Source organism: Amycolatopsis eburnea (assembly GCF_003937945.1).
GTDB lineage: Bacteria > Actinomycetota > Actinomycetes > Mycobacteriales > Pseudonocardiaceae > Amycolatopsis > Amycolatopsis eburnea.
This window is the reverse complement of sequence record NZ_RSEC01000036.1, coordinates 1,101,714-1,127,898: the sequence shown is the minus strand read 5'-3', so window position 1 is coordinate 1,127,898 and position 26,185 is coordinate 1,101,714. Positions and strand designations below refer to the sequence as shown.

Below are 26,185 nucleotides of genomic sequence, written 5' to 3'. Positions count from 1 at the left end.
GCGATGGAATCCACCCACGACACGCCCGAAGTGGTCCGCTTGACCGCGGACGCACTCGTGTTCGTCCGCCGCCGCACCATCTGGCACATCCTGATGATCCAGCGCCGCTGGGAGCCGTTCCGCGGCTGCTGGGCTTTCCCCGGCGGGCACGTCGACCCGGGCGAGACGTTCCGGGCCGCCGCCGCCCGCGAGCTGACCGAGGAAACCGGGCTCCGACTGTCCGACCTGCGGGTGCTGGGGATCTACGACCACCCCGAGCGTGATCCGCGGGGCCGTTACGTGAACGTCGCGTTCTACACCGTCCTGCCCGCCCCGGTCATGCCCACCGCCGGCGACGACGCCGCCCACGCCGCGTGGGTGTCGGTGCCGTGGCTGCTGCGCAACCGCGGCTCCGTCGCCTTCGACCACGCGAACATCCTCGCCGACGCCGTCAGTGCCCTGAACCGCCTCAACCTGGAGGTGCCCCGATGAGCGCCGGCGCGCGGTCGCTGACCGTCTTCGTCGACGAGGACGCCAACTACCACGTGGTTGGGCCGTGCACACGGGAGCAGGCCCTGACGCTGCTGCGCGAGCACGCCGCCTACCTCGACGACCCGGAAGCCCTACGCGACCTGAACGCGCAGACACCGGCAGACCTCGAAGTCGGCTGGGTGCTCAACCCGGTTCCCGGCATCCCGGACGGGGACGTGACGTATGCGCCCGTTCCCGCCGGCACACCAGGTGCCCTGCCCATCACCACGTCGCTGTACTGAAAGGAGCCTGCGATGGAACCGACCACTTTGGACGCCGCACTCGCCGCCGCCGCCCGCGGGTGGCACGTCTTCCCGCTCCGCCCCGGCAGCAAGCGCCCCGCCGGCCACCCCGAGGACCGGTGCCCCGGCACCGGCCGGTGCGCCGGCGGACACCGCACCTGGGAGCAGCGCGCCACCACCGACCCGGCCAAGATCCGGGCCGCGTGGACGCACGCCCCGTACGGGATCGGCATCGCGACCGGCCCGTCCGGGCTGTGCGTGCTGGACCTCGACACGCTCAAGGCAGGCGAGGAGATCCCCGCGCGGTGGGCCGCGGCCGGCGCCCGGTCCGGAGAGGACGTGCTCGCCGTCGTCGCCGACGAGGCCGGGCAGGAACTGCCCGGGGACACCCTCACCGTCCGGACCCCCTCGGGTGGGCTGCACCTGTACTACCGGGTGCCGGGGGACGTGACACTGCGGAACACCCGCGGCGAGGACGGCAACGGCCTGGGCTGGAAGGTCGACACCCGCGCCGGCGGCGGCTACGTCGTCGGCCCCGGCACGCTCACCGCCGCCGGCCGGTACGCGTTCCTCTGGGACGGGCCGGTGGCCCCGCTGCCCGGCTGGTTGGTCGAGCGGCTCACCCCCGCCCCGCTGCCGGCCGCGCCGGTCCTGCCGATCCGGCCCGCCGGTGACCGGCGCTCCCGCTACCTCGACGCCGCGGTACGGGCCGAAGCCGGGAAGGTCGCCGACGCCACACAGAACCGCAACGCCACCCTCTACGCCGCCGCGCTCGCGCTCGGACAGCTGGTGGCCGGGAACGCGCTCACCGAAGAGGAGGTTCGTGCGGCGCTGATGACCGCGGCCGGGCGCCACATCGGGACGCGGCAGTTCACCGCCCGCGAGGCGGAAACCACGATCACGTCCGGCCTGCGCGCCGGCGCCAACCGACCGCGAAAGGTGGCCTGATGTTCACCGAGAACGAGCAGGTGGTGGAGGGGTTCGCCGGGCCGGGCGGCTGGTCGCAGGGCCTGCGCATGGCCGGGTTCTCCGGTCGCGCGCGCGGGGTCGAGCTGAACGCCGACGCCTGTGCGACCGCGCGGGCGGCCGGGCACGAGCGGGTGCGCGGCGACGTCGCCGCGGTCGACGTCCGGCTGTTCGGCCCGGTGGACGGGGTGGTGTTGTCCCCGCCGTGCCCGGGGCTGTCGGTCGCCGGTGCCCGCAAGGGCCTCGGGGACCGTCCGGCGATCGCCGACCGGATGACCGCCTTCGCCGCCGGCGACGTCCCGCCGGCGGTGGCGTGGGCGGACCCCCGCTCGCCGTTGACGGCGGAGCCGCTGCGGTGGGTTCGGGCGCTGGCGCCGCGGTGGGTGGCGCTGGAGCAGGTCCGTGCGGGGCTGCCGTTGTGGGAGCACGCTGCCGAGCTGCTGACCCAGCTCGGCTACCGGGTCTGGTGCGGGGTGCTGGCCGCGGAGGACTACGGCGTCCCGCAAACCCGGCGTCGCGCGGTGCTGATGGCCCGTCGCGACGGGCGGCCGGTCGAGCGGCCGTGTGTCACGTCCCCGGTGCCGGTGTCGATGGCGGACGCGCTCGGGTGGGGCGGTGCGGTGCTGGTGTCCAACTACGGCACCGGCGGCGACCCCAAGCGCCGCGGCCGGCGGCCGATGACCGCGCCCGCGTTCACCGTGACCGGCCGATGTGGACGCAACAAGTGGGAGCACCCGGACGGCACCCGCCGCCCGCTCACCCTCGCCGAAGCCGGGCAGCTGCAAGGGTTTCCGGCCGACTACCCGTGGCGCGGGGACGTGACAGCGCGACAGCAGCAGATCGGCGACGCGATGCCGCCGCCGCTGGCCGCCGCGGTGCTCGCGCCGCTGCTCGCTCGCGCTGCCGTTCCGGTCCCCGCCGCGGCCTGACCGCCTGACCTGCACGTTGTCACGTCCCTGGAGGTCCGAACCATGACCACGCCCCGGCCGCTGGCCGCCGTGCCGACACCGCCCGCCCGCCGCACCCGGTGGACCGATGCGGAGCTGATGCGAGAGGAGTTCCCGCCGCCGAAGTGGGCCGTTCCCGGTCTGCTCGCGGAAGGGCTGAACCTGCTGGCCGGCGCGCCGAAGCTGGGCAAGTCGTGGTTTTCCCTCGGTACCGGTGCCGCGATCGCCAACGGCGACCCGGTGTTGGGGTCGATCGAGGTGGAGCGCGGCCCGGTCCTGTACTGCGCGCTGGAGGACACCGGCCGGCGGTTGCAGCGCCGGCGGCGGCAGATGCTCGCCGCCGGCGGCCGGGCCGCGCCGCTGCTCACCCTCGAAACCGCCTGCCCCACCATGACCAACGGCGGTGACGCGGTGCTGGTCGAGTGGCTGGAGGAGAACCCGCACGCGCGGCTGGTCATCATCGACACCTTCGAGAAGATGCGCGGCAGCGACGCCGCGGGCGCGTCGGCCTACAGCGCCGACTACGCCGCGGCCGGCCGGTTCAAGCAGCTGGCCGACCACTACAGCGTCCCGTTTCTGCTCATCCACCACGTCCGCAAGCAGAGCGCCGAAGACTGGCAGAACCTCGTTTCTGGCACGGCGGGCATCACCGGCGCTGTGGACGCCACCCTGGTGCTGGAGCGCGGCCGTGGGCAGGCGGACGGGGTGCTGCACGTGACCGGCCGGGACGTCGAAGAGGCCGACTACGCCATGAGCTTCGACGCCACCGCCGGCGCCTGGACCAAGCTCGACGGCCCCGCCGCCGATCACCTGGTCGGCGACACCCGCGCGGACATCCTGCGGTTGCTGCGTGAGCACGGGCCGCTCAAGCCCGCGCGGATCGCCGAAGCGCTCGGGGCCAACCCGGGCAGCATCCGCCAGACCTGCAAGCGCATGGGCGACGCCGGCCAGCTCGCCCGCACCGTGGACGGCACCTACAGCGCGCCCGGCGGGAGCGGTGACAGCAGCACCACCCCCGCCCTGTCACCCCTGTCACCGCTGTCACTCCAAACCGCTGACCAGCACGAACAGGAGTGACAGCGGGTGTGACACCCCTCGGACCTGTCACACCCCGCCGTCACCGCCGCGAGCCGCCGCCCACTCGGTGGGGACGTGACAAAGCCCAGCTCACCGCACCCGAGAGGAGAACCGGATGTGTCGCTCAGCCGCCGAAGGTGGCCGCCGGTGCAGCGGACGCAGCTGCGGAGCCGCCGGCGCCCGCGCCCGCCAAGCCCGCTCCCGCGCCCGCCGCGGCCTGGAAGCCGCTCGCGCCGCCGGCGACCCGGACCGGATTGCCGCCGCCGAAGCGAAGTACACCGCCGTCACCGGCGGACCGCCGCCCGACGTCGGCACGTTCGCCGGCCAGCTGCCCACCACACCCGAACCGACCGCACCGGAGAAGCCGATGTCCAAGCGCAGCGAACCGCAGCCGAGCAAACCCGAACCGACGACCCCGGCCAGCTCCACCCAGGACCGCATCCGCGACGCCGTCGCCAAGCTGGCCCGAGAGGAAGGCGGATGGGTCGGTCTTGTGGACCTCCGCAAGATGCTTGGGGACGTCGACCACGACGAAGTGAGCCGCACCCTGCGCGAAATGGCGCGCACGAACCCCAATGTCCACCTCACGATGGAGGACAACCGCAAGGCCCTGACCGACGAAGACCACGCCGCGGCGGTGGACTACAGCGGAGAACCCCAGCACCTCATCTGCATCGAAAAACCGCGTGACAACTCCGCAAAGGACCGTGTCCAGGCCGCCGGCGTCGGCAACGCCAGCGCCGATGACCTAGCCGCGGCCCTGCGCGATCCGCTCACCCCCTCGCAGATCTACGACGCGATCCGTGCCGAGCAGAAGCGCCGCGGCCTCGCCTAGCCGCCTGACCTGCACGTTGTCACGTCCCCGGCCGGGTGTGACACCAGCGACCACCCCGCAGGTGTCACACCTGTCACTCCGTCACTCAACCCACCTTGACCAGCACAAACAGGTGTGACACCAGCTGTGACACCCACCGAAAGGAGTCACCGATGTTCATCGCTCCCGCCCGTCAGCAGCAGCACGACCCGAGGGGACACACCCGATGGATACCGCAATCACGCCGGCCGCGGTTCCCGCGCGGCACCTGTACACGGTCGAGGAAGCCAAGCAGCTGCTTTCCATGAGCCGTTCGGTGATTTACGAGCAATTGCGCGCCGGTCGCCTTGGGTCCGTGAAGCAGGGCCGGGCGCGGCTCATTCCGGCGAAAGCCATCCAGCAGTACGTGGACATGCTCATCAGCGAAGCGGAGGTGACCGGCTATGGCCACGCGGCGTAGTCGCGGAGATGGCGGGCTCTACTGGTCGGAACCCCGGCAGCGGTGGATTGCTGAGCTGACGGTCGGCTACCGCCCCAACGGCAAGCGGATCGTGCGCAAGGCCAGCGGGAAAACGAAGACGGAGGCAAAGGCTGCCCTTGACCGGTTGGTCGAGCGCAGGAAAGAAGGCACGGCAACAGCGGTCGGCGGGTTCACGGTGGAAAAGGCGGTGCGCGACTGGCTCCGACACGGCCTGAACGGTCGCAGCGCCTCGACCGTCGAGAAGCTGACCATCCTCGCCGAAACTCACATCATTCCCGATCTCGGAGCACGGGTTCTTCTGGATCCGAAGCAGAAAAACGAGCTGAGCGCCGACGATGTCGACGCCTGGCTAGCCGAGAAGGCGGAAGTACTCGCCACCCGCACCCTTCAAGATCTCCGTTCGGTCCTTCGCCGCTCGATCAACCGGGCAGCGAAGCGAACCAAGGGAATCCGGAACGTGGTGCTGCTGTGCGACGAACTTCCGGTCGGTCGTGATGGCCGGCGGTCGAAGTCGTTGACCCTCGCTCAGGCCGTCGCGGTACTCGCCGCGGCTGAGGCGGAGGACTCAACCTACGGCGACTACACCGTCGTGTCGTTGCTGACCGGGGCGCGGACGGAAGAGGCCCGCCCACTGTCCTGGTCGGAGGTCGACAAGGTCGGGAAACCGGACGCGAGTCCGCCGATTCCCCCGCACGTCAACGTGTGGCGGTCGGTGCGCGCCGGCGGGGACACGAAGACCAAGAAGTCGCGCCGGTCGCTCGCGCTCCCCGGTCGGGCAATCGAGGCGCTGACGCGCCAGGAGCGAAGGCAGGCGCGCCAACGCGAGTTGGCCGGCGAACGGTGGCACGAGCTCGGCATCGTCTTCGCCTCGGACGTCGGGACCGAGCTCGACGCCGCCAACGTCCGGCGCGGCTTCCGACGCATCTTGAAGCTTGCCGGGTTGGAACCGAAGGACTGGACACCGCGTGAGCTGCGGCACAGCTTCGTGTCCCTGCTCTCCGACAGCGGCCTCAGCATCGAGGAGATCTCCCGACTCGTGGGCCACTCCGACACGAAGGTGACCGAGTTGGTCTACCGCCACCAGCTGCGCCCGGTGATCCAGAACGGGGCGACGGCGATGGACACGCTATTCCCGGATCCAGCCGCTTAGTCACCCTGTTTGTCACCCAGGTCATGCAAAAGGCCGGTTCGCGACATGCGAACCGGCCTTTGACCTGCGTGGGCCTACCAGGACTTGAACCTGGGACCTCTTCGTTATCAGCGAAGCGCTCTAACCGCCTGAGCTATAGGCCCTTGAACGAGGAGAACTTTACAGGACCCCCGAAGGGGCCCTGCAACCGGGTCACTCCCGTTCCGACAGCGTGACTTCGAGGCCGCCGGCCAGGTCGGCGGACACGTTGTAGATGAACGCGCTCACCGTGGCCAGCGCGGACACCAGGACGATGTTGATCGCGCCGAGGATGGCCGCGATGCCGAAGACGCGGCCGGCGCTGATCAGGGGTTCCGCCGACGCGTTCGCGCCTTCGCCGCCGACCAGGGACGAGTACGTGCCGTTCAGCTTGTCCCAGACGCCCATGCCGTCGAGGACCGTGTACAGGACGCCGACCGCGACCAGCCAGACGAAGAACATCGCCACGCCGAGCACCAGGGACAGCTTCAGGACCGACCACGGGTCGAACCGCTTCACCTGCAGCGAGGCCCGGCGCGGGCCGCGGCCCGGGCGGCGGAGCGCGCTGGGGCGGGCTCGCTGGGCCGACGCCGACGGCACCGCCTGCTCGCCGCCCGGTGGGGTGTCGCCGCCGCCGAAGAGGCGGGGGGCGGCGCTTCCGGTCACCACCGGGCGCTGCTCCGGGGAGACCGGCTGGGTCTCCCCGGCCGGCTGCTCCGTGGCCAGCTTGACCGTCGCTTCGGAGTCGCCTTCCTTGTCGACCCGCTGCCAGGGCGGGCTCGCCGGAGTCCCGTTCGAACCCGCTGCCTCGGGATTCTCGGATGGTGTCACGAAGAGTCAGTCCTTACCCGTGCCGTGGGGCCGCCGTCGGAGCAAACTTACTGCTCCGGCGTGGCCGTCGTTTCCTCACCCGCGTCAGGTGCTTCCGGAGCCGGTGCGTCCTCGGGGGTGTCACCGTTGGCGACGTCCGAGGGCTCGTCCGCGTTGCGTGCGACGGCGAGAAGAGTGGTTCCTTCGCCGAGATTCATCAGCCGGACCCCCTTCGTCTGCCGTCCTGCCTTGCGCACGTCGCCCGCCGGCGTGCGGATCACGCCGCCGCTCGAGGTGATCGCGTACAGCTCGTCCTCGGCGTCGACGATGAGCGCTCCCACCAGCCTGCCACGTTTGCGGTCGTGCTGAATGGTGAGCACGCCCTTGCCGCCGCGGCCCTGGACCGGGTAGTCCTCGATCGGGGTGCGCTTGGAGTACCCGCCGTCGGTGGCGACGAGCAGGAACTTGCCCTCCTTGACGACGCTGATGCCGAGCAGCTCGTCGCCGTCGTTGAAGCGCATGCCCATCACGCCGGACGTCGGGCGGCCCATCGGGCGCAGTGCCTCGTCGGTCGCGTGGAAGCGGATCGACTGGCCCTCGGCCGACACCAGCAGCAGGTCGTCCTCGGCGCCGGCCAGCACCGCGCCGACCAGCTCGTCGCCTTCGCGCAGGTTGATGGCGATCAGGCCGCCCGAGCGGTTGGAGTCGAAGTCCGTGAGCTTGGTCTTCTTCACCAGGCCGCGCTTGGTGGCGAGCACCAGGTACGGCGCCACTTCGTAGTTCTTGATCTGGATGACCTGGGCGATCTGCTCGTCCGGCTGGAACGCCATGAGGTTCGCCACGTGCTGGCCGCGCGCGTTGCGGTTGGCCTCGGGCAGCTCGTAGGTCTTGGTCCGGTAGACGCGGCCCTTGTTCGTGAAGAACAAGATCCAGTCGTGCGTCGAGCAGACGAAGAAGTGCTGGACGATGTCGTCCTGCTTCAGCGTCGCGCCCTGCACGCCCTTGCCGCCGCGCTTCTGCGAGCGGTACAGATCGGTTTTCGTCCGCTTGGCGTACCCCGTGCGGGTGATGGTGACGACGACGTCCTCGACCGCGATGAGCTCTTCGTCGGTCACGTCGCCGCCGAAACCGACGATCTGGGTGCGCCGGTCGTCGCCGTACTTCTCGACGATCGCCATCAGCTCGTCGCGGATCAGCGCGCGCTGCCGCTCCGGCTTCTCGAGGATGTCCTTGAGGTCGGCGATCTCGAGCTCGATCTCGGCCAGCTGGTCGATGATCCGCTGGCGCTCCAGTGCGGCCAGGCGCCGCAGCTGCATGTCGAGGATCGCGGTGGCCTGGATCTCGTCGACGTCCAGCAGCTCCATCAGGGCCGGCCGGGCTTCGTCCGCCGAGGGCGACCGCCGGATGAGGGCGATGACCTCGTCGAGCATGTCCAGCGCCTTGACGTACCCGCGCAGGATGTGGGCCCGCTCTTCGGCCTTCTTCAGGCGGAACCTGGTCCGCCGGACGATGACGTCGACCTGGTGCTTCACGTAGTGCCGGATGATCTGGTCGAGCCGCAGCGTGCGCGGCACGCCGTCGACCAGCGCCAGCATGTTGACGCCGAAGTTCTGCTGCAGCTGGGTGTGCTTGAACAGGTTGTTCAGCACGACCTTCGCGACCGCGTCCCGCTTGATCGTGACGACGATCCGCATGCCGGAGCGGCTGTTGGACTCGTCGGCGATGTCGGCGATGCCGGTGAGCTTGCCGTCGCGGACCAGGTTCGCGATGTTCTCGACCAGGTTGTCCGGGTTGACCTGGTACGGCAGCTCGGACACGACCAGGATCGTGCGGCCCTTCGCGTCTTCCTCGACCTCGACGACCGCGCGCATGCGGATCGAGCCGCGGCCGGTGCGGTAGGCGTCTTCGATGCCGGACGTGCCGAGGATCATCGCCTTGGTCGGGAAGTCCGGGCCCTTGATGCGGACCAGCAGCGCGGCCAGCAGCTCGTCGTCGGTCGCGTCCGGGTTCTCCAGCGCCCAGACGACGCCCTCGGAGACCTCGCGCAGGTTGTGCGGCGGGATGTTGGTCGCCATCCCGACCGCGATCCCGGAACCACCGTTGACCAGCAGGTTCGGGAACCGCGACGGCAGGACGTCGGGCTCCTGCGTGCGGCCGTCGTAGTTGTCGGAGAAGTCGACGGTGTCTTCTTCGATGTCGGCCAGCATCTGCATGGCCAGCGGCGCGAGCCGGGACTCCGTGTACCGCATGGCGGCCGCGGGGTCGTTGCCCGACGAGCCGAAGTTGCCCTGGCCGTCGATCAGCGGGTAGCGCAGCGACCACGGCTGGGCGAGCCGCACGAGGGCGTCGTAGATCGCCGAGTCGCCGTGCGGGTGGTAGTTGCCCATGACGTCGCCGACGACGCGGGAGCACTTGTTGTACCCGCGGTCCGGCCGGAAGCCGGAGTCGAACATCGAGTACAGGATGCGGCGCGCGACCGGCTTGAGGCCGTCGCGGACGTCGGGCAGCGCGCGCGACACGATCACGCTCATCGCGTAGTCGATGTAGGAGCGCTGCATCTCCTGCTGGATGTCGACCGGTTCGATCCGGTCGTTCTCCGGAGCCGGCGGCAGGGTTTCCGTCATCTGGTCCTTCTCGGGTGGGTCCTGGCGGGACAAGGTCGGGGGACGCTCACACGTCCAGGAAGCGCACGTCCTTGGCGTTGCGCGTGATGAACGAGCGGCGGGCCTCGACGTCCTCGCCCATCAGGACCGAGAACAGGTCGTCGGCCTGTGCGGCGTCGTCCATGGTGACCCGGCCCAGCAGGCGGTTCGCCGGGTCCATCGTGGTCTCCCACAGCTCTTCGGCGTTCATCTCGCCGAGACCCTTGTACCGCTGGATCGCGTCGTCCTTCGGCAGCTTCTTGCCGGCCTCGACACCCGCCTTGATGACGGCGTCGCGCTCGCGGTCGGAGTACGCGTACTCCGGTTCCATCCGCGGCCACTTGATCTTGTACAGCGGCGGCCGCGACAGGAAGACGTGGCCGTGCTCGATCAGCGGGGTCATGAAGCGGAACAGCAGGGTGAGCAGCAGCGTGGTGATGTGCTGGCCGTCGACGTCGGCGTCGGCCATCAGCACGATCTTGTGGTAGCGCAGCTTCGACAGGTCGAACTCGTCGTGGATGCCGGTGCCGAGCGCGGTGATCAGCGACTGGACCTCGGTGTTCTTGAGGACGCGGTCGATGCGCGCCTTCTCGACGTTGATGATCTTGCCGCGGATCGGCAGGATCGCCTGGTACATCGAGTCCCGGCCCTCCTTGGCCGAGCCGCCCGCCGAGTCACCCTCGACGATGTAGAGCTCGCACTCCTCCGGCTTGGTGGAGCGGCAGTCCTTGAGCTTGCCCGGCAGGCCGCCGATGTCGAGCGCGCCCTTGCGGCGGACCAGGTCGCGCGCCTTGCGGGCGGCCATCCGGGCCTGCGCCGAGGAGATCGACTTGTTGATGATCGTCTTCGCCTCGGCCGGGTTCCGCTCGAACCAGTCCGCCAGCCACTCGTTCGACTGCTGCTGCACGAACGTCTTGGCCTCGCTGTTGCCCAGCTTGGTCTTGGTCTGGCCCTCGAACTGCGGCTCGCCCAGCTTGATCGAGACGATGGCGGCGAGACCCTCGCGCACGTCGTCACCGGTCAGGTTGGCGTCCTTCTCCTTGAGCAGCTTCTTGTCGCGCGCGTACGCGTTGACGACGCGGGTCAGCGCGGCGCGGAAGCCCTCTTCGTGGGTGCCGCCCTCGTGCGTGTTGATCGTGTTGGCGAACGTGTAGACCGACGGCGTGAACCCGGTGTTCCACTGCATCGCGACCTCGACCTCGAGGCCGGTGCCCTTCGCGTCGAAGGAGATCACGCTGGGGTGGATCGGGTCCTTGCTGCCGTTGATGTGCTTGACGAAGTCCTCGAGCCCGCCCGGGTAGCAGTAGACCTTCTCCTTGACGCGGGCGACCTTGCCCTCCGCGTCCTCCTCGGTCTCCTCGTCGGCGACGCGCTCGTCGCGCAGGGACAGCGTCAGCCCCTTGTTGAGGAACGCCATCTCCTGGAGCCGGCGCGAGATCGTCTCGAAGTTGTACGTCGTGGTCTCGAAGATGCCGCCGTCGGCCCAGAACGTCATCGTCGTCCCGGTCTCGGTGGCCGGGCCGAGGTCTTCGAGCGGCCCCGGGATCTGGTTCGTGTATTCCTGGCGCCAGCTGCGGCCGCCGTACTTGACCTCGGCGAGCAGCTTCGTCGACAGCGCGTTCACCACGGAGATGCCGACGCCGTGCAGACCGCCGGACACCGCGTAGGAGTCGCTGTCGAACTTGCCGCCCGCGTGGAGCTGGGTGAGCACGACCTCGATGGTCGGCTTGTTCTCCTTGGGGTGCATGTCGACCGGGATGCCGCGGCCGTCGTCCACGACGCGCACCCCGCCGTCGGCGAGGAGGGTAACCTCGACCTTGGTGGCGTACCCGGCCATCGCCTCGTCGACGGAGTTGTCCACGACTTCCTGGACGAGGTGGTGCAGCCCGCGTTCACCGGTGGAACCGATGTACATGCCGGGGCGCTTGCGGACCGCTTCGAGGCCTTCGAGCACCGTGATCGACGACGCGTTGTACTCGCTCTTGTTCTCGGTCACCGGCGTTGTTTCTCCTCGTCTCGCCCGAGCGGACGCTCGCTCCCTCCCAGTGTACTTGGCCGCGTCCGCTGACATGCGGCAAGGACACCCCTGAACGCGTCACAGACGAACGAAATCGGTTCGAGCCGAGTCTTGACGTATCTCGGGAGGTCTGGATGCGTTCTCGGGGCATTCAACCGAGCAACGCGCAACCCGGGTCAGCCGTACGTGTCACGCGGGCCGCGCCCCGGCACGTGCCGGGGGCCTTTCCGCCAGCTCGGGGCGGTCGGACCCTGGATCCGCATCCGCTTGACGACGCCGTTCCCGACGCCCGCGGCGATCTTGTGCAGCAGTTTTCCCTGCAGCAACCGCAGCTGGGTGGCCCACGCCGTGGAGCTGGCGCGGACGGTGAGTTCGCCGTCTTTCAGCGCGACCGGCTGGGCGTGTTCCGCGACGTCTTCGCCGACCAGCCGCGCCCACTGGGCGAAGACGCGGGCGCTCGTGACGCTCTCGTTCCAGCCCCGGTCGGTGACCAGCCGGGAGACGAGCCGGCCGAGCGGCTGCGGGTCGCGCGGGTCCGCTCCCGGCCCTGACCAGCGGCGACGCCGGGGGTTCTGCCCGCCGCCACCCCCGACGGCGCGCCGCCGGTAGCCCGGCGAGGTGCCCCGTTCCTTGGCCTTCGCCTTGGCCGCTTCGAGCGCGGCGTGGGCGAGGTCGCGGCCGGTCGGCGCTGCCCCGTTCGACGCAACGCCGCCGTCACCCTCACTACCGACGGTAGGCCCACTGTCGGTTTCGGGCGTTTTATGCCACCTATCTGGCCGCACGGTCACGGGCAGCGATAACTCATTCACCGTGTTATCCACACTGTCCACAGGTTTGTCCCCAGATCGGGTGCGGTTTGTGCGGCCCGTCACACCGGGTGCTCTCTCGTTCGGCTCAGCCACGCGTGATCTCGCCATCCGCCACCACGAACCGGCCGCCGGCCAGCTCGCTGGGCACGTCTTCGTCGACCGCGGCGGTCACCAGCACCTGCTCGGCGCTCGCCGCCACCTCGGCCAGCCGGGCCCGGCGCTTGCGGTCCAGCTCGGCGAACACGTCGTCGAGCAGCAGCACCGGTTCGCCTGCCTCCCCGCGCAGCAGCTCGTAGCTGCCGAGCCGGAGGGCCAGCGCGAACGACCACGACTCGCCGTGGCTCGCGTAGCCCTTGGCCGGCGCCTCGCCCAGGATCAGCTCCAGCTCGTCCCGGTGCGGGCCGACCAGGCTGATCCCGCGCTCGAGTTCGGCCTTCCGGGCTTCACCGAGCGCCTTGAGCAAGACGTCCTTGAGGACATCGGGTTGCGCGCGTTCCCCGTCCGGGACGCCGTACGTCGGCGGCAGGGCGGCACCCAGCGACGAGCGGTACGCGATCTTCGCCGGCCGGGAGTCCGGCGCCACCCCCAGGTACGCCGCGGCCGCGTGCGGCCCGAGGTCCGCGACGAGGTTCAGGCGCGCGGCCAGCAGCTCCGCGCCCGCCACCGAGAGGTGGTCGTCCCAGACTTCCAGCGTCGAAAGCGCGTACGGGTCTTCGCGGCCCGTACGCCGTTTCCCGGCCGTCTTGAGCAGGGCGTTGCGCTGCTTCAGCACCTTCTCGTAGTCCGCGCGGACCCCGGCGTACCGCGGCGCCCGCAGCACGAGCAGCTCGTCGAGGAACCGGCGGCGCTCGCCGGGATCGCCCCGCACGAGCGCCAGGTCCTCCGGCGAGAACAGCACCGTGCGCAGGATCCCGAGCACGTCCCGCGGCCTGCTGACCTGGCCGCGGTTGACCCGGGCGCGGTTCGCGCGGCCCGCCGTGATCTCCAGCTCGACGGTCAGCTCGCGGTCGTCGTTGACCACCGCGACCCGCACCAGCGCGCGCTCGCAGCCGTGCCGGATCAGCGGCGCGTCCGTCGCGACGCGGTGCGAGCCCAGCGTCGCGACGTACCCGATCGCCTCCAGCAGGTTGGTCTTGCCGCGACCGTTCTGGCCGACCAGCACGGTCGGCCCCGGTTCGAGCGCGAGATCGGCCTGCGGCCAGGAGCGGAAGTCGGTGACCTGCAGGTGACGCAGATACACCAGCTGCTCCTTATCCGCCGACCTTCTTCACGGCGTGCCCGCCGAACTGGTTGCGCAGCGCGGCGACCGCGCGCATCGCGGCCGAGTGCTCCTGGCGCGAAGCGAACCGCGCGAAGAGCGCCGCCGAGATGACCGGCGCCGGCACCGCGTTGTTGATCGCCTCTTCCAGCGTCCAGCGGCCTTCGCCGGAATCCTCGACGTAGCCTTCGAGGTCGTCCAGCTCCGGGTCCTCGTCGAGCGCGCGCACGAGCAGGTCGAGCAGCCAGGACCGGACGACCGTGCCGCGCTGCCAGCCCTTGATCACCGCGGGTACGTCCTTGACGACCTTCGCGGCCTCGAGCAGCTCGAAGCCTTCGGCGAAGGCCTGCATCATGCCGTACTCGATGCCGTTGTGGATCATCTTCGCGTAGTGCCCCGCGCCGACGTCGCCGGCGTGCGAGAAGCCCTCTTCGCGCGGACCCTCCGGACGCAGCGCGTCGAAGATCGGCATCGCCTTCTCGACGTCGGCGGCCGCACCGCCGACCATCAGGCCGTAGCCGTTGTCCTTGCCCCACACGCCACCGGACACGCCGCAGTCGACGTAGCCGATGTTCTTCGCCGCGAGCAGGTCGGCGTTCAGCTTGTCGTCGGTGTACTTCGAGTTGCCGCCGTCGATGACCATGTCGCCGTCGGCGAGCAGGTTGCTCAGCTCGGTGACGGTCTGCCGGGTCGGCTCGCCGGCCGGGACCATGATCCAGACGATCCGCGGGCCGTCCAGTTTGGACACCAGGTCTTCGAGCGACGTCGTGTCGGAGACGTCCGGGTTGCGGTCGTAGCCGACCACCTCGTGACCGGCCGCGCGCAGCCGCTCACGCATGTTGAAGCCCATCTTGCCCAGGCCGATCAGACCGAGCTGAACCATGAGATCCCCTTACGTGCTCAGGAAAAGGTGCGGGTCAGCCCGGCAGGCGGACCGGCATCAGGAGGTAGAGGTAGCCGGGGACGACGTTGCCCTCGGCGTCGGCGGGCTTGATCAGCGCGGGGCGGTTCGGCGTGGTGAACGTCAGTTCCGCCCGGTCGCTGTGGAGCGCGCCGAGGCCGTCGACGAGGTAACCCGGGTTGAACGCGATGGTCACCGGATCACCTTCGTACTCGACCTGAAGCTCCTCTTCGGCGCTTCCCTCGTCGTCGCCGCCCGCGGACAACCGCAGCGTGTTGTCCCCGAACTCCAGTCGTACCTGAGTCCCCCGCTCCGCCACCAGCGAAACGCGCTTGATGGACTCGGTGAGAGCGGACACGTCGATGACCGCGCGTGAGGTGTGCGACGCGGGCAGCAACTGGCGGTACGGCGGGAATTCCGCGTCGAGCAGGCGGGTCGTCGTGTAGCGGCCGGAACCGGACAGCCCGAGCAGGCCTTCGCCGCTGGCGAGGGCGAGGCGGATGGTGGCGCCGCTCGCGCCGAGCGTCTTGGCCGCCTCGGCGAGGGTGCGCGCCGGGACGAGCACCGCGGCGTCGGCCAGGCCCTCGGCCGGCTGCCAGGTGAACTCGCGCATGGCGAGCCGGAAGCGGTCGGTCGCGACCAGGGTCAGCGAGCTGCCGGAGATCTCGAGCCGCATGCCGGTCAGCATCGGCAGGGTGTCGTCCTTGCCCGCGGCGACGACGACCTGGGTGACGGCCTGGCCGAACGCGTCGCCGGCGAGCTCGCCCGCGAAGGCGGGCTGGGACGGCAGCTGCGGGTAGTCCTCGACCGGCATGGTCGGCAGGGAGAAGCGCGCGCTGCCGCACGTGATGGTGGCGCGCGCGCCGTCGACGGAGATCTCGACCGGCTGCGCGGGCAGCGCCTTGGTGATGTCGGCGAGGAGGCGGCCGGAGACCAGCAGGCGGCCGCCGTCGGCGATGGTCGCCGGGACGCCCACGGTCGCGGAAACCTCGTAGTCGAAGCCCGAGACGGTCAGTGCGTCGGTGTCGCCGTCCGGACCGGCGTCGAGGAGGACACCGCCGAGAACCGGCACGGGAGGCCGGGAGGGGAGGCTTCTGGCCACCCACGCGACGGCGTCGGCGAGCCCGTCACGCTCGACGCGGATCTTCATGCGCGCATCCTTTCGACGACCGAGCCGCGGTGGCTCGGGCCAGGCCTCTTCTCGCGGGACAGTGACCGGCTGCCCCCTCCGGCCGGTCCGCCCTCCGCGCGAGCGGCCGGAGCGCGGACCAGGTGCAGGCGTCCACGTTAGGCCGTCGCGGCGGCCGACGTCACCTCGGCCTCCCCTTGACTTTGTCGACTTGACGACACGTTCTCGCGGCTGTCCCCAACTTCGTCCATCGCCTGTTTTTGTTTTGTTCTCTCTTGGAAAAGATCTAAGGGCAGTAGCAGTAGTAAGCGTTGTGGATTGTGTGGATGGAGCTCGTTCGCGCAGGTCGGGGCGCTCGCGGGCGTGTGGAGAACCCTGGTGGCGGACCTGTGGGCAGATCGGGGCGTCGGTGGATGGATTCGGGCGGTCGCCGATCCGTCCACAGTCATCCCCAGTTGTCCCCACGGTTGTCCCCAGGTGTGGGGCGATCCGTCCCCAGGCTCTGGGGGTGCCGGGAGGGGTCCGAATCGCCCTACCGAGTGATCGGCTCCGCCTGTGCACAGAATGTGGGCAACCTGTGGAATCAGCGTGGACAAGGGTGTGGATGCGCTGTGGATCACCTGGGGACGGGGTGTGGACGGAATCCGCGTCGTCGCTGTTGGGGGATCCGTTGGCACTGTGGGCAAACTGCCCACACCATGGGGAAACTCGGCTGTGTACAAAGAAGTTCCACGAATTTCGCCAGCGCACGCCGAAGACGACTTCGGGGCGTCCACTGTGTGCGGACGCCCCGAAGCCGTTGTGCGGTAAGGGAGAAGTGCTACTGGCGGGCGCGCTGCTTGATGCGCGACGTCAGCTCCTGCACCTGGTCGTAGATGCGCCGGCGCTCGGCCATCTCCTTGCGGATCTTCTTGTCCGCGTGCATGACGGTGGTGTGGTCGCGGCCGCCGAACGTCTGCCCGATCTTCGGCAGCGACATGTCGGTCAGCTCGCGGCAGAGGTACATCGCGATCTGGCGGGCCGTGGCGAGCGCCTTCGTCTTGCCGGGGCCGCACAGGTCGTCGAGCGTCACGTCGAAGAACTCGGCCGTGACGCCCATGATGGTCGGCGCGGTGATCTCAGGCGCGTGCGAGTCCGGGATCAGGTCCCGCAGCACGATCTCCGCGAGCCCGACGTCGACCGGCTGCTGGTTCAGCGACGCGAACGCCGTGACGCGGATGAGCGCGCCTTCGAGCTCCCGGATGTTCGCCTCGACGCGCGAAGCGATGAACTCCAGGACCTCGCCGGGCACCGCCAGCCTGTCCTGCGCCGCCTTCTTCCGGAGGATCGCGATGCGCGTCTCCAGTTCGGGCGGCTGGATGTCGGTGATCAGGCCCCACTCGAACCGGGTCCGCAGCCGGTCTTCCAGCGTCTCGAGGCGCTTCGGCGGGCGGTCGGAGCTGACGACGATCTGCTTGTTCGCGTTGTGGAGGGTGTTGAAGGTGTGGAAGAACTCTTCCTGCGTACCTTCTTTGCCTTCCAGGAACTGGATGTCGTCGACGAGCAGGATGTCGATGTCGCGGTAGCGCCGCTGGAAGGCGACCTTGCGGTCGTCGCGCAGCGAGTTGATGAAGTCGTTCGTGAACTCTTCGGTCGAGACGTACCGGACGCGCATGCCGGGGAAGAGCCGTTGCGCGTAGTGGCCGACCGCGTGCAGCAGGTGCGTCTTGCCGAGCCCGGACTCACCCCAGATGAAGAGCGGGTTGTACGCGCGGGCGGGCGCTTCGGCGACGGCGACCGCGGCCGCGTGCGCGAAGCGGTTGGACGCGCCGATGACGAAGGTGTCGAACGTGTACTTCTCGTTCAGCTTCGTCTTCGACGTCTGCGGCTGCGCCGGCGCGGTGTAGGGCTGGCCGGCGATCGGCTGCCCGGAGAACGTCGGCCAGATCTCGTGGACGGCGGCGAGCGCGTCGCCTTCTTCGTCCACCTCTTCGTCGGTGTCGTCCCCCTCGTCCGGCTTCGCGGCGACGGCCTGGTGCGGCGGCAGCGGCGGAACGGGTTCGGGACGCGGCGGGGGCATCATCGGCGCGCCGTTGGCCGGCAGCGACGGGACGGGCTCGGGGCTCGCGCCGTTTTCCACCCGGCCGGGTGACGGCGCGTAGCGGGGAGCGGGGGCCGGGGCGACCGCTTCGGCGCTGTCGACCTTCACCGCGAGCGAGATGGCGCGGCCGAGCCGCCGGGAGAGCGCGTCCGTGATCGCGCCGCGCAGGCCGCGTTCGATCGCTTCCTTCGCGAAGTCGCTGGGAGCCGCCAGCAGAGCGGTGCCGTCGAGCAGGCCGATCGGGCGGGTGACGCGCATCCACGCGCGCTGCTGCGGGGACAGGGTCCCGTCCGAAAGTTCGCGTACCACCTGTTCCCAGATGACACCCAGATTGTGCTGGTGCTCCGACACCTGACTGGCTCCCCTCCCCTCGTCGGCGTGGACGGCCGAACGCCCCTGGTCACGCGGCCCGCGCTCCGCAGCGGACCCGCGTGTGCACCGGCACAGCGAATATCCACATAGTTGTCCACAGCTGTGCACTAATGTACGGCGACCCGCGGCGACGCCACCTGCGGGCTCGTCGTACGCCGGTGGGCACTCCACCACCCGGATACTCGTGCACCTCGACCGGTGACCCGAGAGGGGCACGCTAACAAGCCCCGCCCGCTGCCACAAGGCATCCTCGGCGGCCAGCATTTCACGGTGTACGGCGTGTTGCCATTCGGTGCCGCGGCGTCGATGATCTCGGCCCCGCGAGCCGGTCGCGTACCGTGGCCGAGGGGGTGCTTACCGGCCGCCCGACGGGGGTGCGTACCCTCGTAAGGTCTCCCGTATGCGACGGGTGCTATTCGCGTGCCCACGTTGTCGTCGCTCGTCGTGACGAGGCCACACGTTGGTAGGAGACACCAGAGACTGCCGTGCGCCCGCACGACACGCCAGGTGGGGGGAAGAGATTCTTCCCGCCCGACGCGACACACAGGAGAAGCAGTGAGCAAGGGTAAGCGCACCTTCCAGCCGAACAACCGCCGCCGCGCCAAGACGCACGGCTTCCGCCTGCGCATGCGGACGCGTGCCGGCCGGGCCATCCTGGCTGGCCGTCGTCGCAAGGGCCGCGCCGCGCTGTCCGCCTGATCCGGCACGTCGGGGCGCGCCGTGCTGCCGGCTGCCGCACGTCTGCGGCGGAGCGAGGATTTCCGCGTGGTTCTCCGTCGCGGGTCCCGGGCAGGCAGGCGTCGCCTCGTCGTCCACGCACTGACCACGGACCCGTCCGGGGCCGCCGACGCTGTGCTGTCGGCGGCCAGGGCGGGTTTTGTGGTGAGCAAGGCCGTCGGCAACTCGGTGGTCCGCCACCGCGTCACCCGGCGGCTGCGTCACCTCGTTTCCGCGCGGCTCGGAACCCTGCCGCCCGGCTGTGCGTTGGTCGTTAGGGCATTGCCGCCGTCGTCGACCGCGTCCAGCGCCGAGCTGGGTGCCGATCTCGACGCCGCACTCCGTCGACTGGGGCTGCTGTCGCGCCGTCCGGCCGGGGATGTCCCCCGCCCGACGCGTCCCGCGGACGCGACCCCCGACCACGGATCAGCGGTGTGACCGGCATGCGAGCCACCCCCGAGCACGACCACGACCACGACGTCGAACCCGCGCCCCCGCGCCCCGGTCCCGTCGCCTGGGTCCTGCTGCTCCCCATCAAGCTCTACCGCAAGGCGATCTCGCCCTTCCTCCCGCCGGCTTGCCGGTTCTACCCGAGCTGCAGCGCGTACGCAGTCGAAGCCCTCACCCGGCACGGTGCCGGCCGTGGCTCCTACCTCGCGCTGCGCCGGCTGCTGCGCTGCGGCCCCTGGACGCCACCCGGCCGCGACCCCGTGCCCGAGGAGTTCTCGTGGCGCCACCGACGACCTGAAACACCGATCGAGGAGTAGCAGCAGTGCTCGATTTCATCTACTACCCCGTGTCCTTCATCCTCTGGTGTTGGCACAAGGTCTTCGGGTTCATCTTCGGGGAGTCGACGGCGGTCGCCTGGATCCTCGGCATCATCTTCCTCACGTTCACGGTCCGCGGCATCATGTTCAAGCCGTTCGTGAACCAGGTCCGGTCGATGAAGAAGATGCAGGACTTCGCGCCGGAGATGAAGAAGATCCAGAAGAAGTACGCGAGCGACCGGCAGCGCCAGGCGCAGGAGATGCAGAAGCTCCAGCGCGAGCACGGCGTCAACCCGCTCGGCAGCTGCCTGCCGATGCTGCTCCAGATCCCGGTCTTCATCGGCCTGAACCACGTCCTGCGCGCGTTCACGATGCCGCCGCCCGGTGGCGGGCCGAAGACCGAGAACTACTTCTTCAGCCAGCACGACGTCGAGTCCTACGTCAACGCGAAGCTCTTCGGCGTCAACCTCGGTGAGGCCGTCTACAACGGTGTCGGCGTCGTCAGCGGCGGCGCCACGAACGTCGGCTTCCACTGGAGCGTGCTCCCGGTCGCGCTGCCCCTGATGATCGTCGCGTCGATCGCCACGCACCTCACCGCGCGCCACTCGGTGGCCCGCCAGAACGCCGCGTCGGCCACCCCGCAGACCGCGATCATGAACAAGCTGACGATGTACATCTTCCCGCTCGGTGTGCTCGTCTTCGGTGCGCTGTTCCCGCTCGGCCTCCTCTTCTACTGGCTGGCGAACAACGGCTGGACCCTGATGCAGCAGCGGCTCGTCTACACGAAGATCGACAAGGAAGAGGCGGCCCGCAAGGCGGAGGCCGCGGAGAAGCGCGCGTCGCTCGGCCCGAAGCCGGGCCAGAAGCCGACCGCGCCGAAGGTCGGTCAGAAGCCGGTCCAGCAGAAGAAGAACCAGCCCGCCCAGGGCGGCACCGCGAAGAAGGTCACGAAGGCGGGTTCGGCCCACGGCTTCGCCCAGACGTCTTCGGCGAGCGATTCGACGCCCACCGAGACCAACGGCCAGAACGGCTCGAAGGACAACGGCACCGGCGTGCCGGGCCTTCTCAAAGACTCGACCAGGAAGTCGGGCCGGAAGCGCCGCTGAGGCGCGACCGGTTCGGAGAGGAGACGAATGATGTCGGAGACGATCGAGACGATCGACGCCGATAAGGACGACGTGACCCCCGCCGCCGACGAAGCCGGCGAGCAGAAGGCGGGCGGCGGTGATGACGTCCTCGTCCAAGAGGGCGACATCGCCGGCGACTACCTCGAGCGCCTGCTCGACCTGCTCGACTACGACGGCGACATCGACCTGGACGTCGAAGCGGGCCGCGCGATCGTCAGCATCGACGGCGGCGAAGACCTCGAGAAGCTCGTCGGCCCCCGCGGCACGGTGCTCGAGGCGCTGCAGGAGCTGACCCGCCTCGCGGTCCAGCAGGAGACCGGCTCGCGCAGCCGGCTGATGCTGGACATCGCGGGCTGGCGCGCGGACCGCCGCGAGGAGCTCCGCGAGCTCGGCCGCTCGACGGCGGAGTCGGTCCTCCAGAGCGGCGAGCGGGTGCGGCTCCAGCCGATGAGCCCGTTCGAGCGCAAGGTGGTCCACGACGCGGTGGCGACGGTCGCCGGCGTCACCAGCGAGAGCGAGGGCGAAGACCCGAAGCGCCGCGTGGTGATCTTCCCGGAATCCTGAGACCCGGTTTGGCGAAGCGGCCCCACTCGACTTCGGTCGGGTGGGGCCGCTTCTTTGTAGCCAGGTGGTTCCCGCGCCAGTACCCCCGCGCGTTGGCTTGGCCGGTTTCGACGACAACCGCCGCGGACCACTCGTGGTGTCGCCGCGGAGCCCGTCGGCGATCTGCTCGCGCTTCACGTCGACGAGTTCGCTCGGCTTCAGCGGGATCTGCTTGTGAGACGCCCGGCCGCGGCCGAGCGAATTACAGCGGTGATGTTTCACGTGGAACTGACTCCCGCCCGACGACGCGACCGCCGTGTTTCACGTGGAACCACCCACAGGGGGGCCGCCGGGTGAGTGGACTTGTCCACATCTGCGGTCTGTCGGCTCGTTTTCGCTCCGACATCAGGGACAATCGAACGAGCGCGTTTCACGTGAAACGCGCGGACGAGGAGTAGACGGAGTGAGCTTGGAGCAGGCCGCGGTGGCGGTACGGGCCGCGGCGGAGCGGGTGTTCGGAGAGCACGTCGACCAAGCGGCTGGGTACGTCGAACTCCTGGAGCGTCACGGCGTCGAGCGTGGGCTGATCGGGCCGCGGGAGGTCGAGCGGCTGTGGGAGCGGCACGTCCTCAACTCGGCCGTCATCGGTGAGCAGATGCCCGAAGGGGCTCGTGTTGTCGACGTCGGCTCGGGGGCGGGGCTTCCGGGAGTACCGCTCGCGATCGCGCGACCGGACCTCGATATCGTCTTGCTTGAACCGATGGCTCGCCGGGTGGACTGGCTGGCCGAGGTGGCCGAGAAGCTGGAACTCCCGATCACCGTCGTCCGTGGACGCGCGGAGGAGCGGCCTGTGCGTGAGCAGCTCGGTGGCGCCGACATCGTCACCGCTCGCGCGGTTGCCCCGCTCGCCAAGCTCACGGACTGGTGCTTGCCGCTCGTTCGTCCCGATGGCTTCCTGGTAGCTCTCAAGGGCGCCAGCGCGGCGGAGGAGATCGACCGGGACGGCGCCGCCATCCGCAAGGCCGGCGGGGCCGATCCGCTGATCGTCGAATGCGGTGCCGCAGTACTAGAGGTCCCCAGCACGGTTGTGAAGATCCGTCGCCTGCCGACGGCAACCAAGCCGAAGGCGCGGAGCAGGAAGCGTTAACGGGTCGCCATGTTCCACGTGAAACGACGCGACTCGACCACCGACCAGACGTCTACATGGAGGAGGTGTCGAGACCGGTGAATCCCCCGCCGTCCGACTCCACGGAGACCACCCCCGACGTGGGCTGGACCCCGATCGCCGAAGAAGCCGCCCGCGCCGCGCGTCTGCTGCACCCGAAGGAGGGGGAACTCCCCCGCCCCGGTCGCCGTCGCGTGCTGACCGTCGCCAACCAGAAGGGCGGCGTCGGCAAGACCACGAGCACGGTCAACCTCGCCGCCGCGCTCGCCGTCCACGGGCTCAAGACGCTCGTCGTCGACCTCGACCCGCAGGGCAACGCGAGCACCGCGCTCGACGTTGACCACCGGTCCGGGACGCCGTCCATCTACGAGGTGCTGATCGGCGAGGTGACGCTCGCGGACGCCGCGCAGCCGACCGAGCAGTCGCCGAACCTCTTCTGCGTCCCCGCGACGATCGACCTCGCCGGCGCCGAGATCGAGCTCGTCTCGATGGCGTCCCGCGAGTCCCGGCTCAAGGAAGCGATCTCCTCGGAGATCCTCAACGAGATCGGCGTCGACTACGTCTTCATCGACTGCCCGCCGTCGCTCGGCCTCCTCACGGTCAACGCGATGGTCGCCGCGCAGGAGGTGCTCATCCCGATCCAGTGCGAGTACTACGCGCTCGAAGGACTCGGGCAGCTGCTGAGCAACATCGAGCTCGTGCAGCAGCACCTCAACCGCGAGCTCCACGTCTCGACGATCCTCCTCACCATGTACGACGGCCGGACCAAGCTGGCCGACCAGGTGACGAACGAGGTCCGCAACCACTTCGGCGACACCGTGCTGAAGACCGTCATCCCCCGCAGCGTGAAGGTGTCGGAGGCGCCCGGGTACGGCCAGACCGTCCTCGCTTACGATCCCGGTTCGCGTGGTGCGATGAGCTACGTCGACGCGGCCAAGGAGATCGCCGAGCGCGGCGCACAGTTGGAGAGGGGTAGTTCGACATGACCGAGCGTCGAGGAGGGCTGGGGCGCGGCCTCGCCGCCCTGATCCCGACCGGACCCGCCACCGGCGGTCCCCTGCCCGCGGGCGGCGACGCGGCGGCGGACAAGAAGGCGACCGAAGACAAGGGCTGGTTCGCGGCCAACGGTCAGGCGAAGCAGCACAGCGGCGAGGTCGCCGGCGCCGTCTACCGCGAGATCCCGGTCGGCTCGGTCAAGCCCAACCCGAAGCAGCCGCGGCAGGTCTTCGACGAGGACGCGCTCGCCGAACTCGAGCACTCGATCCGCGAGTTCGGGCTCATGCAGCCCATCGTGGTCCGCGAGCTCGGCAACGACGAGTACGAGCTCGTCATGGGCGAGCGGCGGCTCCGGGCATCGCAGCAGGCGGAGCTCGAGGCGATCCCGGCGATCGTCCGGCAGACCGCCGACGAGTCGATGCTGCGCGACGCGCTCCTGGAGAACATCCACCGCGTCCAGCTGAACCCGCTCGAAGAGGCGGCGGCGTACCAGCAGCTGCTCGACGAGTTCGCGGTGACGCACGAGGAGCTGGCGAGCCGGATCGGCCGCAGCCGCCCGGTCATCACCAACACGATCCGGCTCCTCAAGCTCCCCCTGCCGGTGCAGCGCCGGGTCGCCGCGGGCGTCCTGTCCGCCGGGCACGCGCGCGCGTTGCTGTCGCTGGAGGACGCGGAAAGCCAGGAAGAGCTCGCCGCCAAGATCGTCGCGGAAGGCATGTCGGTCCGGGCGACCGAGGAAGCCGTCACGCTCAAGAAGAGCGAGAAGCCGGCCAAGCCGAAGCCCGCGCCGCGCAAGCCGATCCAGGCGCCCGGGTTGCAGGAGCTCGCGAACCGCCTCTCGGACCGGTTCGACACCCGCGTGAAGGTCGACCTCGGCCGCCGCAAGGGCCGGATCACGCTCGAGTTCGGCTCGGTCGACGACCTCGAGCGGATCGTCGCGATCATCGATGCGAATGGGACGAATCAGACGCCGAAAACCGATTAGGGATCACCCCGGGGTGTTTCGTCACGGTGATGATTGCGGAGGGATCACTCCGCCGCGACGCTGAGCAACGGGGGGAAACGTGTGGGACCCGACCGGTTCGATCGCCCGCGCGCTCTGGATCGGCGGCGCGCAGTGGGCGGGCAAGTCGACCGTCGCCCGGCTGCTCGCCGTCCGGCACGGGCTGACGGCGTACCACTACGACTACCACGACGCGCGCGGCCACAACGATCGCTTGCTCGCCACCGGCGCACCCCCGCGCGATCCGGAACGGATGTGGGTGCGCTCGACGCCGGAGGAGATGGCGGCCGCGACGCGCGAGGTTTTCGCGTTGCGGTTCGAGTGGGCGCTCGACGACCTGCGCGCACTCGACTCCGGCCGGCCGTTGCTCGCCGAGGGGTGGGGGTTGCGCCCGGAGTTCGTGGCGCCGCTGCTCGACTCGCCGCGGCGGATGGTGGTGCTGGTGCCGACCGAGGAGTTCCGGCAGCACCAGCTGAAGTCCCTGCCGCGGGCCGGTGTGGTCACGACCAAGGTCAGCGATCCCGTGCGCGCGCAGCAGAACCGGATCGCGCGGGACCGGCTGCTCGCCGACGACGCCGTCCGCACCGCGCGCGAACACGGCATCCGGGTGGTGGAGGTCGACGGCTCCCGGAACGCAGAAGAAGTGGCCGGCCTGGTGGCCGACCACTTCAGTCCGTACCTCTGAGTCAGCGGGAGATCGCGCGCCCGATCAGTTCGCCGAACACCGTGCCGAGCGACTTGCCCGCGGCCTCGATCGCCATCGGGACCGTCGACGTCTCGGTGAGGCCCGGCGACGGGTTCACCTCGAGGAAGTGCACCGTGCCGTCCGGAGCGACGACCGCGTCGGTGCGGGAGATGTCGCGCAGGCCGAGCACGCGGTGCGCGGCGACGGCCAGCTCGGCCACCGCCTTGGCCGCGGTGTCGTCGAGGCGGGCCGGGGTGAAGAAGTCGGTCAGGCCGGCCGTGTAGCGGGCCGTGTAGTCGTACACGCCGCTCTCCGGGACGATCTCGACCGCCGGGAGGGCCTCGGGGCCGTCCTCGCCCTCGATGACCGTCACGGCCACCTCGACGCCGTCCACGAACCGCTCGGCGAGCACCGTGTCGCCGTAGGCGAAGCAGCCGACCATCGCCGCGGGCAGCTCCGCGGCCTCGCGGACCACCTGGGTGCCGAGCGCCGAGCCACCCTGGTCGGGCTTGAGGATCAGCGGCAGGCCGAGGCGCTCCACCATCGCGTCGAGCACCGCTTGGGCGCCCAGCTCGCGGAACGTGCTGTGCGGCAGCACCACCCAGCCCGGCGTGGCGAACCCGGCGTTCTGCAGCAACGCCTTCGCGGTCGGCTTGTCCCACGCGCGGCGGCAGCCCTGGGAGCCGGTGCCGACGAACGGCACGTCCAGCATCTCCAGCACCGTCTGCACCGAGCCGTTCTCGCCCTCGCCGCCGTGCAGCGCGACGACCACCGCGTCCGGCCGCTGGGTGCGCAGGCGCTCCAGCAGGCCCGCGTCGGTGTCCCACTCCTCGATGCCGAGGCCTTCGGACTTGAGCGCCGCGGAAAGCCGTCGCCCGGACCTCAGCGAGACGTCGCGTTCGTGCGAAAGCCCGCCGGCGAGCACGGCAACGGTACGGTCGACCACCGTGGAAACTCCT

The 26,185-nt window shown here is 70.0% G+C and carries 26 protein-coding genes and 1 tRNA gene; 17 read left to right on the top strand and 10 right to left on the bottom strand.

The features are described from left to right. Positions 1–3: 3 nt before the first annotated feature. The 8 genes from EIY87_RS18030 to EIY87_RS17995 all read left to right on the top strand — a co-directional run bounded on the left by EIY87_RS18030 (position 4) and on the right by EIY87_RS17995 (position 6,187). The gene (locus EIY87_RS18030; RefSeq protein ID WP_125309381.1) at positions 4–471 is read left to right on the top strand and encodes an NUDIX domain-containing protein; all 468 of its coding nucleotides are present in this window, start codon (positions 4–6) and stop codon (positions 469–471) included. Continuing rightward, on the top strand, positions 468–752 hold the full coding sequence (locus EIY87_RS18025; protein ID WP_125309379.1) for a hypothetical protein: 285 nt from the start codon (positions 468–470) through the stop codon (positions 750–752). The genes EIY87_RS18030 and EIY87_RS18025 overlap by 4 nt, the downstream gene beginning before the upstream one ends. Before the next feature lie 12 nt (positions 753–764). Beyond that, positions 765–1,700, top strand: coding sequence for a bifunctional DNA primase/polymerase (locus EIY87_RS18020; protein WP_125309377.1), 936 nt, complete (start codon positions 765–767; stop codon positions 1,698–1,700). Beyond that, on the top strand, positions 1,700–2,647 hold the full coding sequence (locus EIY87_RS18015; RefSeq protein ID WP_125309375.1) for a DNA cytosine methyltransferase: 948 nt from the start codon (positions 1,700–1,702) through the stop codon (positions 2,645–2,647). Before EIY87_RS18020 ends, EIY87_RS18015 begins: the two co-directional genes overlap by 1 nt. A 42-nt stretch (positions 2,648–2,689) precedes the next feature. Further along, positions 2,690–3,742, top strand: coding sequence for an AAA family ATPase (locus tag EIY87_RS18010; protein ID WP_125309373.1), 1,053 nt, complete (start codon positions 2,690–2,692; stop codon positions 3,740–3,742). A gap of 115 nt (positions 3,743–3,857) precedes the next feature. Further along, positions 3,858–4,577, top strand: a complete 720-nt coding sequence (locus EIY87_RS18005) for a hypothetical protein (RefSeq protein WP_125309371.1) — start codon at positions 3,858–3,860, stop codon at positions 4,575–4,577. 205 nt (positions 4,578–4,782) lie between these two features. After that, complete coding sequence (locus tag EIY87_RS18000) at positions 4,783–5,016, top strand: helix-turn-helix domain-containing protein (RefSeq protein ID WP_125309369.1); 234 nt, start codon at positions 4,783–4,785, stop codon at positions 5,014–5,016. Beyond that, positions 5,000–6,187 (top strand): site-specific integrase, encoded by a 1,188-nt coding sequence (locus EIY87_RS17995; RefSeq protein ID WP_125309367.1) that lies wholly within the window; start codon positions 5,000–5,002, stop codon positions 6,185–6,187. The genes EIY87_RS18000 and EIY87_RS17995 overlap by 17 nt, the downstream gene beginning before the upstream one ends. 69 nt (positions 6,188–6,256) lie before the next feature. Here the strand turns inward: EIY87_RS17995 and EIY87_RS17990 are convergent. The 9 genes from EIY87_RS17990 to dnaA form a co-directional block, all read right to left on the bottom strand. Next, positions 6,257–6,330, bottom strand: a tRNA-Ile gene (locus EIY87_RS17990). Positions 6,331–6,379: 49 nt separating this feature from the next. Then, positions 6,380–7,036, bottom strand: a complete 657-nt coding sequence (locus EIY87_RS17985; protein WP_125309365.1) for a DUF3566 domain-containing protein — start codon at positions 7,034–7,036, stop codon at positions 6,380–6,382. Positions 7,037–7,083: 47 nt separating this feature from the next. Beyond that, entirely contained in the window at positions 7,084–9,639 is a 2,556-nt protein-coding gene (gene gyrA, locus EIY87_RS17980; protein ID WP_125309363.1) for a DNA gyrase subunit A, read from the bottom strand. A gap of 46 nt (positions 9,640–9,685) precedes the next feature. Next, entirely contained in the window at positions 9,686–11,653 is a 1,968-nt protein-coding gene (gene gyrB / locus EIY87_RS17975; protein WP_125309361.1) for a DNA topoisomerase (ATP-hydrolyzing) subunit B, read from the bottom strand. A 197-nt stretch (positions 11,654–11,850) separates the two neighbouring features. Further along, positions 11,851–12,483: a DciA family protein gene (locus tag EIY87_RS17970; RefSeq protein WP_225439920.1), complete on the bottom strand. Its 633-nt coding sequence runs from the start codon at positions 12,481–12,483 to the stop codon at positions 11,851–11,853. Between the two features lie 85 nt (positions 12,484–12,568). Continuing rightward, positions 12,569–13,723 carry a DNA replication/repair protein RecF gene (recF, locus tag EIY87_RS17965; RefSeq protein ID WP_125309359.1) on the bottom strand — a complete coding sequence of 385 codons (1,155 nt, stop codon included), beginning with the start codon at positions 13,721–13,723 and terminating at the stop codon, positions 12,569–12,571. Positions 13,724–13,733: 10 nt separating this feature from the next. After that, positions 13,734–14,624 carry a phosphogluconate dehydrogenase (NAD(+)-dependent, decarboxylating) gene (gene gnd, locus EIY87_RS17960; RefSeq protein WP_125309357.1) on the bottom strand — a complete coding sequence of 297 codons (891 nt, stop codon included), beginning with the start codon at positions 14,622–14,624 and terminating at the stop codon, positions 13,734–13,736. Positions 14,625–14,658: 34 nt separating this feature from the next. Beyond that, the gene (gene dnaN / locus EIY87_RS17955) at positions 14,659–15,792 is read right to left on the bottom strand and encodes a DNA polymerase III subunit beta (protein ID WP_125309355.1); all 1,134 of its coding nucleotides are present in this window, start codon (positions 15,790–15,792) and stop codon (positions 14,659–14,661) included. A gap of 799 nt (positions 15,793–16,591) precedes the next feature. Further along, a complete protein-coding gene (gene dnaA, locus EIY87_RS17950) occupies positions 16,592–18,202 on the bottom strand; it encodes a chromosomal replication initiator protein DnaA (RefSeq protein WP_125309353.1) in 1,611 nt (536 codons plus the stop codon). Positions 18,203–18,778: 576 nt separating this feature from the next. On the opposite strand from dnaA, the gene rpmH reads away from it, so the two are divergent. From rpmH to EIY87_RS17905, 9 genes are all read left to right on the top strand, one after another. Further along, positions 18,779–18,922: a 50S ribosomal protein L34 gene (gene rpmH / locus EIY87_RS17945; RefSeq protein ID WP_003082934.1), complete on the top strand. Its 144-nt coding sequence runs from the start codon at positions 18,779–18,781 to the stop codon at positions 18,920–18,922. A gap of 21 nt (positions 18,923–18,943) precedes the next feature. After that, a complete protein-coding gene (gene rnpA, locus EIY87_RS17940) occupies positions 18,944–19,378 on the top strand; it encodes a ribonuclease P protein component (RefSeq protein WP_125309351.1) in 435 nt (144 codons plus the stop codon). Positions 19,379–19,383: 5 nt separating this feature from the next. After that, positions 19,384–19,707 carry a membrane protein insertion efficiency factor YidD gene (yidD, locus tag EIY87_RS17935; RefSeq protein WP_125309349.1) on the top strand — a complete coding sequence of 108 codons (324 nt, stop codon included), beginning with the start codon at positions 19,384–19,386 and terminating at the stop codon, positions 19,705–19,707. Positions 19,708–19,712: 5 nt separating this feature from the next. Next, a complete protein-coding gene (gene yidC, locus EIY87_RS17930; RefSeq protein ID WP_125309347.1) occupies positions 19,713–20,813 on the top strand; it encodes a membrane protein insertase YidC in 1,101 nt (366 codons plus the stop codon). A 30-nt stretch (positions 20,814–20,843) separates the two neighbouring features. Beyond that, positions 20,844–21,398 carry a Jag family protein gene (locus tag EIY87_RS17925; RefSeq protein ID WP_191984138.1) on the top strand — a complete coding sequence of 185 codons (555 nt, stop codon included), beginning with the start codon at positions 20,844–20,846 and terminating at the stop codon, positions 21,396–21,398. A gap of 442 nt (positions 21,399–21,840) precedes the next feature. Continuing rightward, on the top strand, positions 21,841–22,524 hold the full coding sequence (rsmG, locus tag EIY87_RS17920) for a 16S rRNA (guanine(527)-N(7))-methyltransferase RsmG (RefSeq protein WP_125309343.1): 684 nt from the start codon (positions 21,841–21,843) through the stop codon (positions 22,522–22,524). 77 nt (positions 22,525–22,601) lie between these two features. Then, positions 22,602–23,528 carry a ParA family protein gene (locus EIY87_RS17915; protein ID WP_125309341.1) on the top strand — a complete coding sequence of 309 codons (927 nt, stop codon included), beginning with the start codon at positions 22,602–22,604 and terminating at the stop codon, positions 23,526–23,528. Further along, the gene (locus EIY87_RS17910; protein ID WP_125309339.1) at positions 23,525–24,523 is read left to right on the top strand and encodes a ParB/RepB/Spo0J family partition protein; all 999 of its coding nucleotides are present in this window, start codon (positions 23,525–23,527) and stop codon (positions 24,521–24,523) included. Before EIY87_RS17915 ends, EIY87_RS17910 begins: the two co-directional genes overlap by 4 nt. A gap of 79 nt (positions 24,524–24,602) precedes the next feature. After that, positions 24,603–25,226, top strand: coding sequence for a hypothetical protein (locus EIY87_RS17905; protein ID WP_225439918.1), 624 nt, complete (start codon positions 24,603–24,605; stop codon positions 25,224–25,226). 1 nt (position 25,227) lies between these two features. On the opposite strand, the gene EIY87_RS17900 is transcribed toward EIY87_RS17905, so the two are convergent. Further along, the gene (locus EIY87_RS17900) at positions 25,228–26,172 is read right to left on the bottom strand and encodes a D-alanine--D-alanine ligase family protein (RefSeq protein WP_125309337.1); all 945 of its coding nucleotides are present in this window, start codon (positions 26,170–26,172) and stop codon (positions 25,228–25,230) included. Positions 26,173–26,185 lie beyond the last annotated feature (13 nt).

What these genes read in the sequence shown, in the direction of transcription:
- EIY87_RS18020 (WP_125309377.1), top strand. Translation starts at nt 765, where the DNA reads ATGGAACCGACCACTTTGGACGCCGCACTCGCCGCCGCCGCCCGCGGG.
- EIY87_RS17995 (WP_125309367.1), top strand. Translation starts at nt 5,000, where the DNA reads ATGGCCACGCGGCGTAGTCGCGGAGATGGCGGGCTCTACTGGTCGGAA.
- EIY87_RS18015 (WP_125309375.1), top strand. Translation starts at nt 1,700, where the DNA reads ATGTTCACCGAGAACGAGCAGGTGGTGGAGGGGTTCGCCGGGCCGGGC.
- gyrA (WP_125309363.1), bottom strand. Translation starts at nt 9,639, where the DNA reads ATGACGGAAACCCTGCCGCCGGCTCCGGAGAACGACCGGATCGAACCG.
- EIY87_RS17910 (WP_125309339.1), top strand. Translation starts at nt 23,525, where the DNA reads ATGACCGAGCGTCGAGGAGGGCTGGGGCGCGGCCTCGCCGCCCTGATC.
- EIY87_RS18025 (WP_125309379.1), top strand. Translation starts at nt 468, where the DNA reads ATGAGCGCCGGCGCGCGGTCGCTGACCGTCTTCGTCGACGAGGACGCC.
- dnaN (WP_125309355.1), bottom strand. Translation starts at nt 15,792, where the DNA reads ATGAAGATCCGCGTCGAGCGTGACGGGCTCGCCGACGCCGTCGCGTGG.
- gnd (WP_125309357.1), bottom strand. Translation starts at nt 14,624, where the DNA reads ATGGTTCAGCTCGGTCTGATCGGCCTGGGCAAGATGGGCTTCAACATG.
- EIY87_RS18005 (WP_125309371.1), top strand. Translation starts at nt 3,858, where the DNA reads ATGTGTCGCTCAGCCGCCGAAGGTGGCCGCCGGTGCAGCGGACGCAGC.
- EIY87_RS18000 (WP_125309369.1), top strand. Translation starts at nt 4,783, where the DNA reads ATGGATACCGCAATCACGCCGGCCGCGGTTCCCGCGCGGCACCTGTAC.
- yidD (WP_125309349.1), top strand. Translation starts at nt 19,384, where the DNA reads ATGCGAGCCACCCCCGAGCACGACCACGACCACGACGTCGAACCCGCG.
- EIY87_RS18010 (WP_125309373.1), top strand. Translation starts at nt 2,690, where the DNA reads ATGACCACGCCCCGGCCGCTGGCCGCCGTGCCGACACCGCCCGCCCGC.
- EIY87_RS17925 (WP_191984138.1), top strand. Translation starts at nt 20,844, where the DNA reads ATGTCGGAGACGATCGAGACGATCGACGCCGATAAGGACGACGTGACC.
- EIY87_RS18030 (WP_125309381.1), top strand. Translation starts at nt 4, where the DNA reads ATGGAATCCACCCACGACACGCCCGAAGTGGTCCGCTTGACCGCGGAC.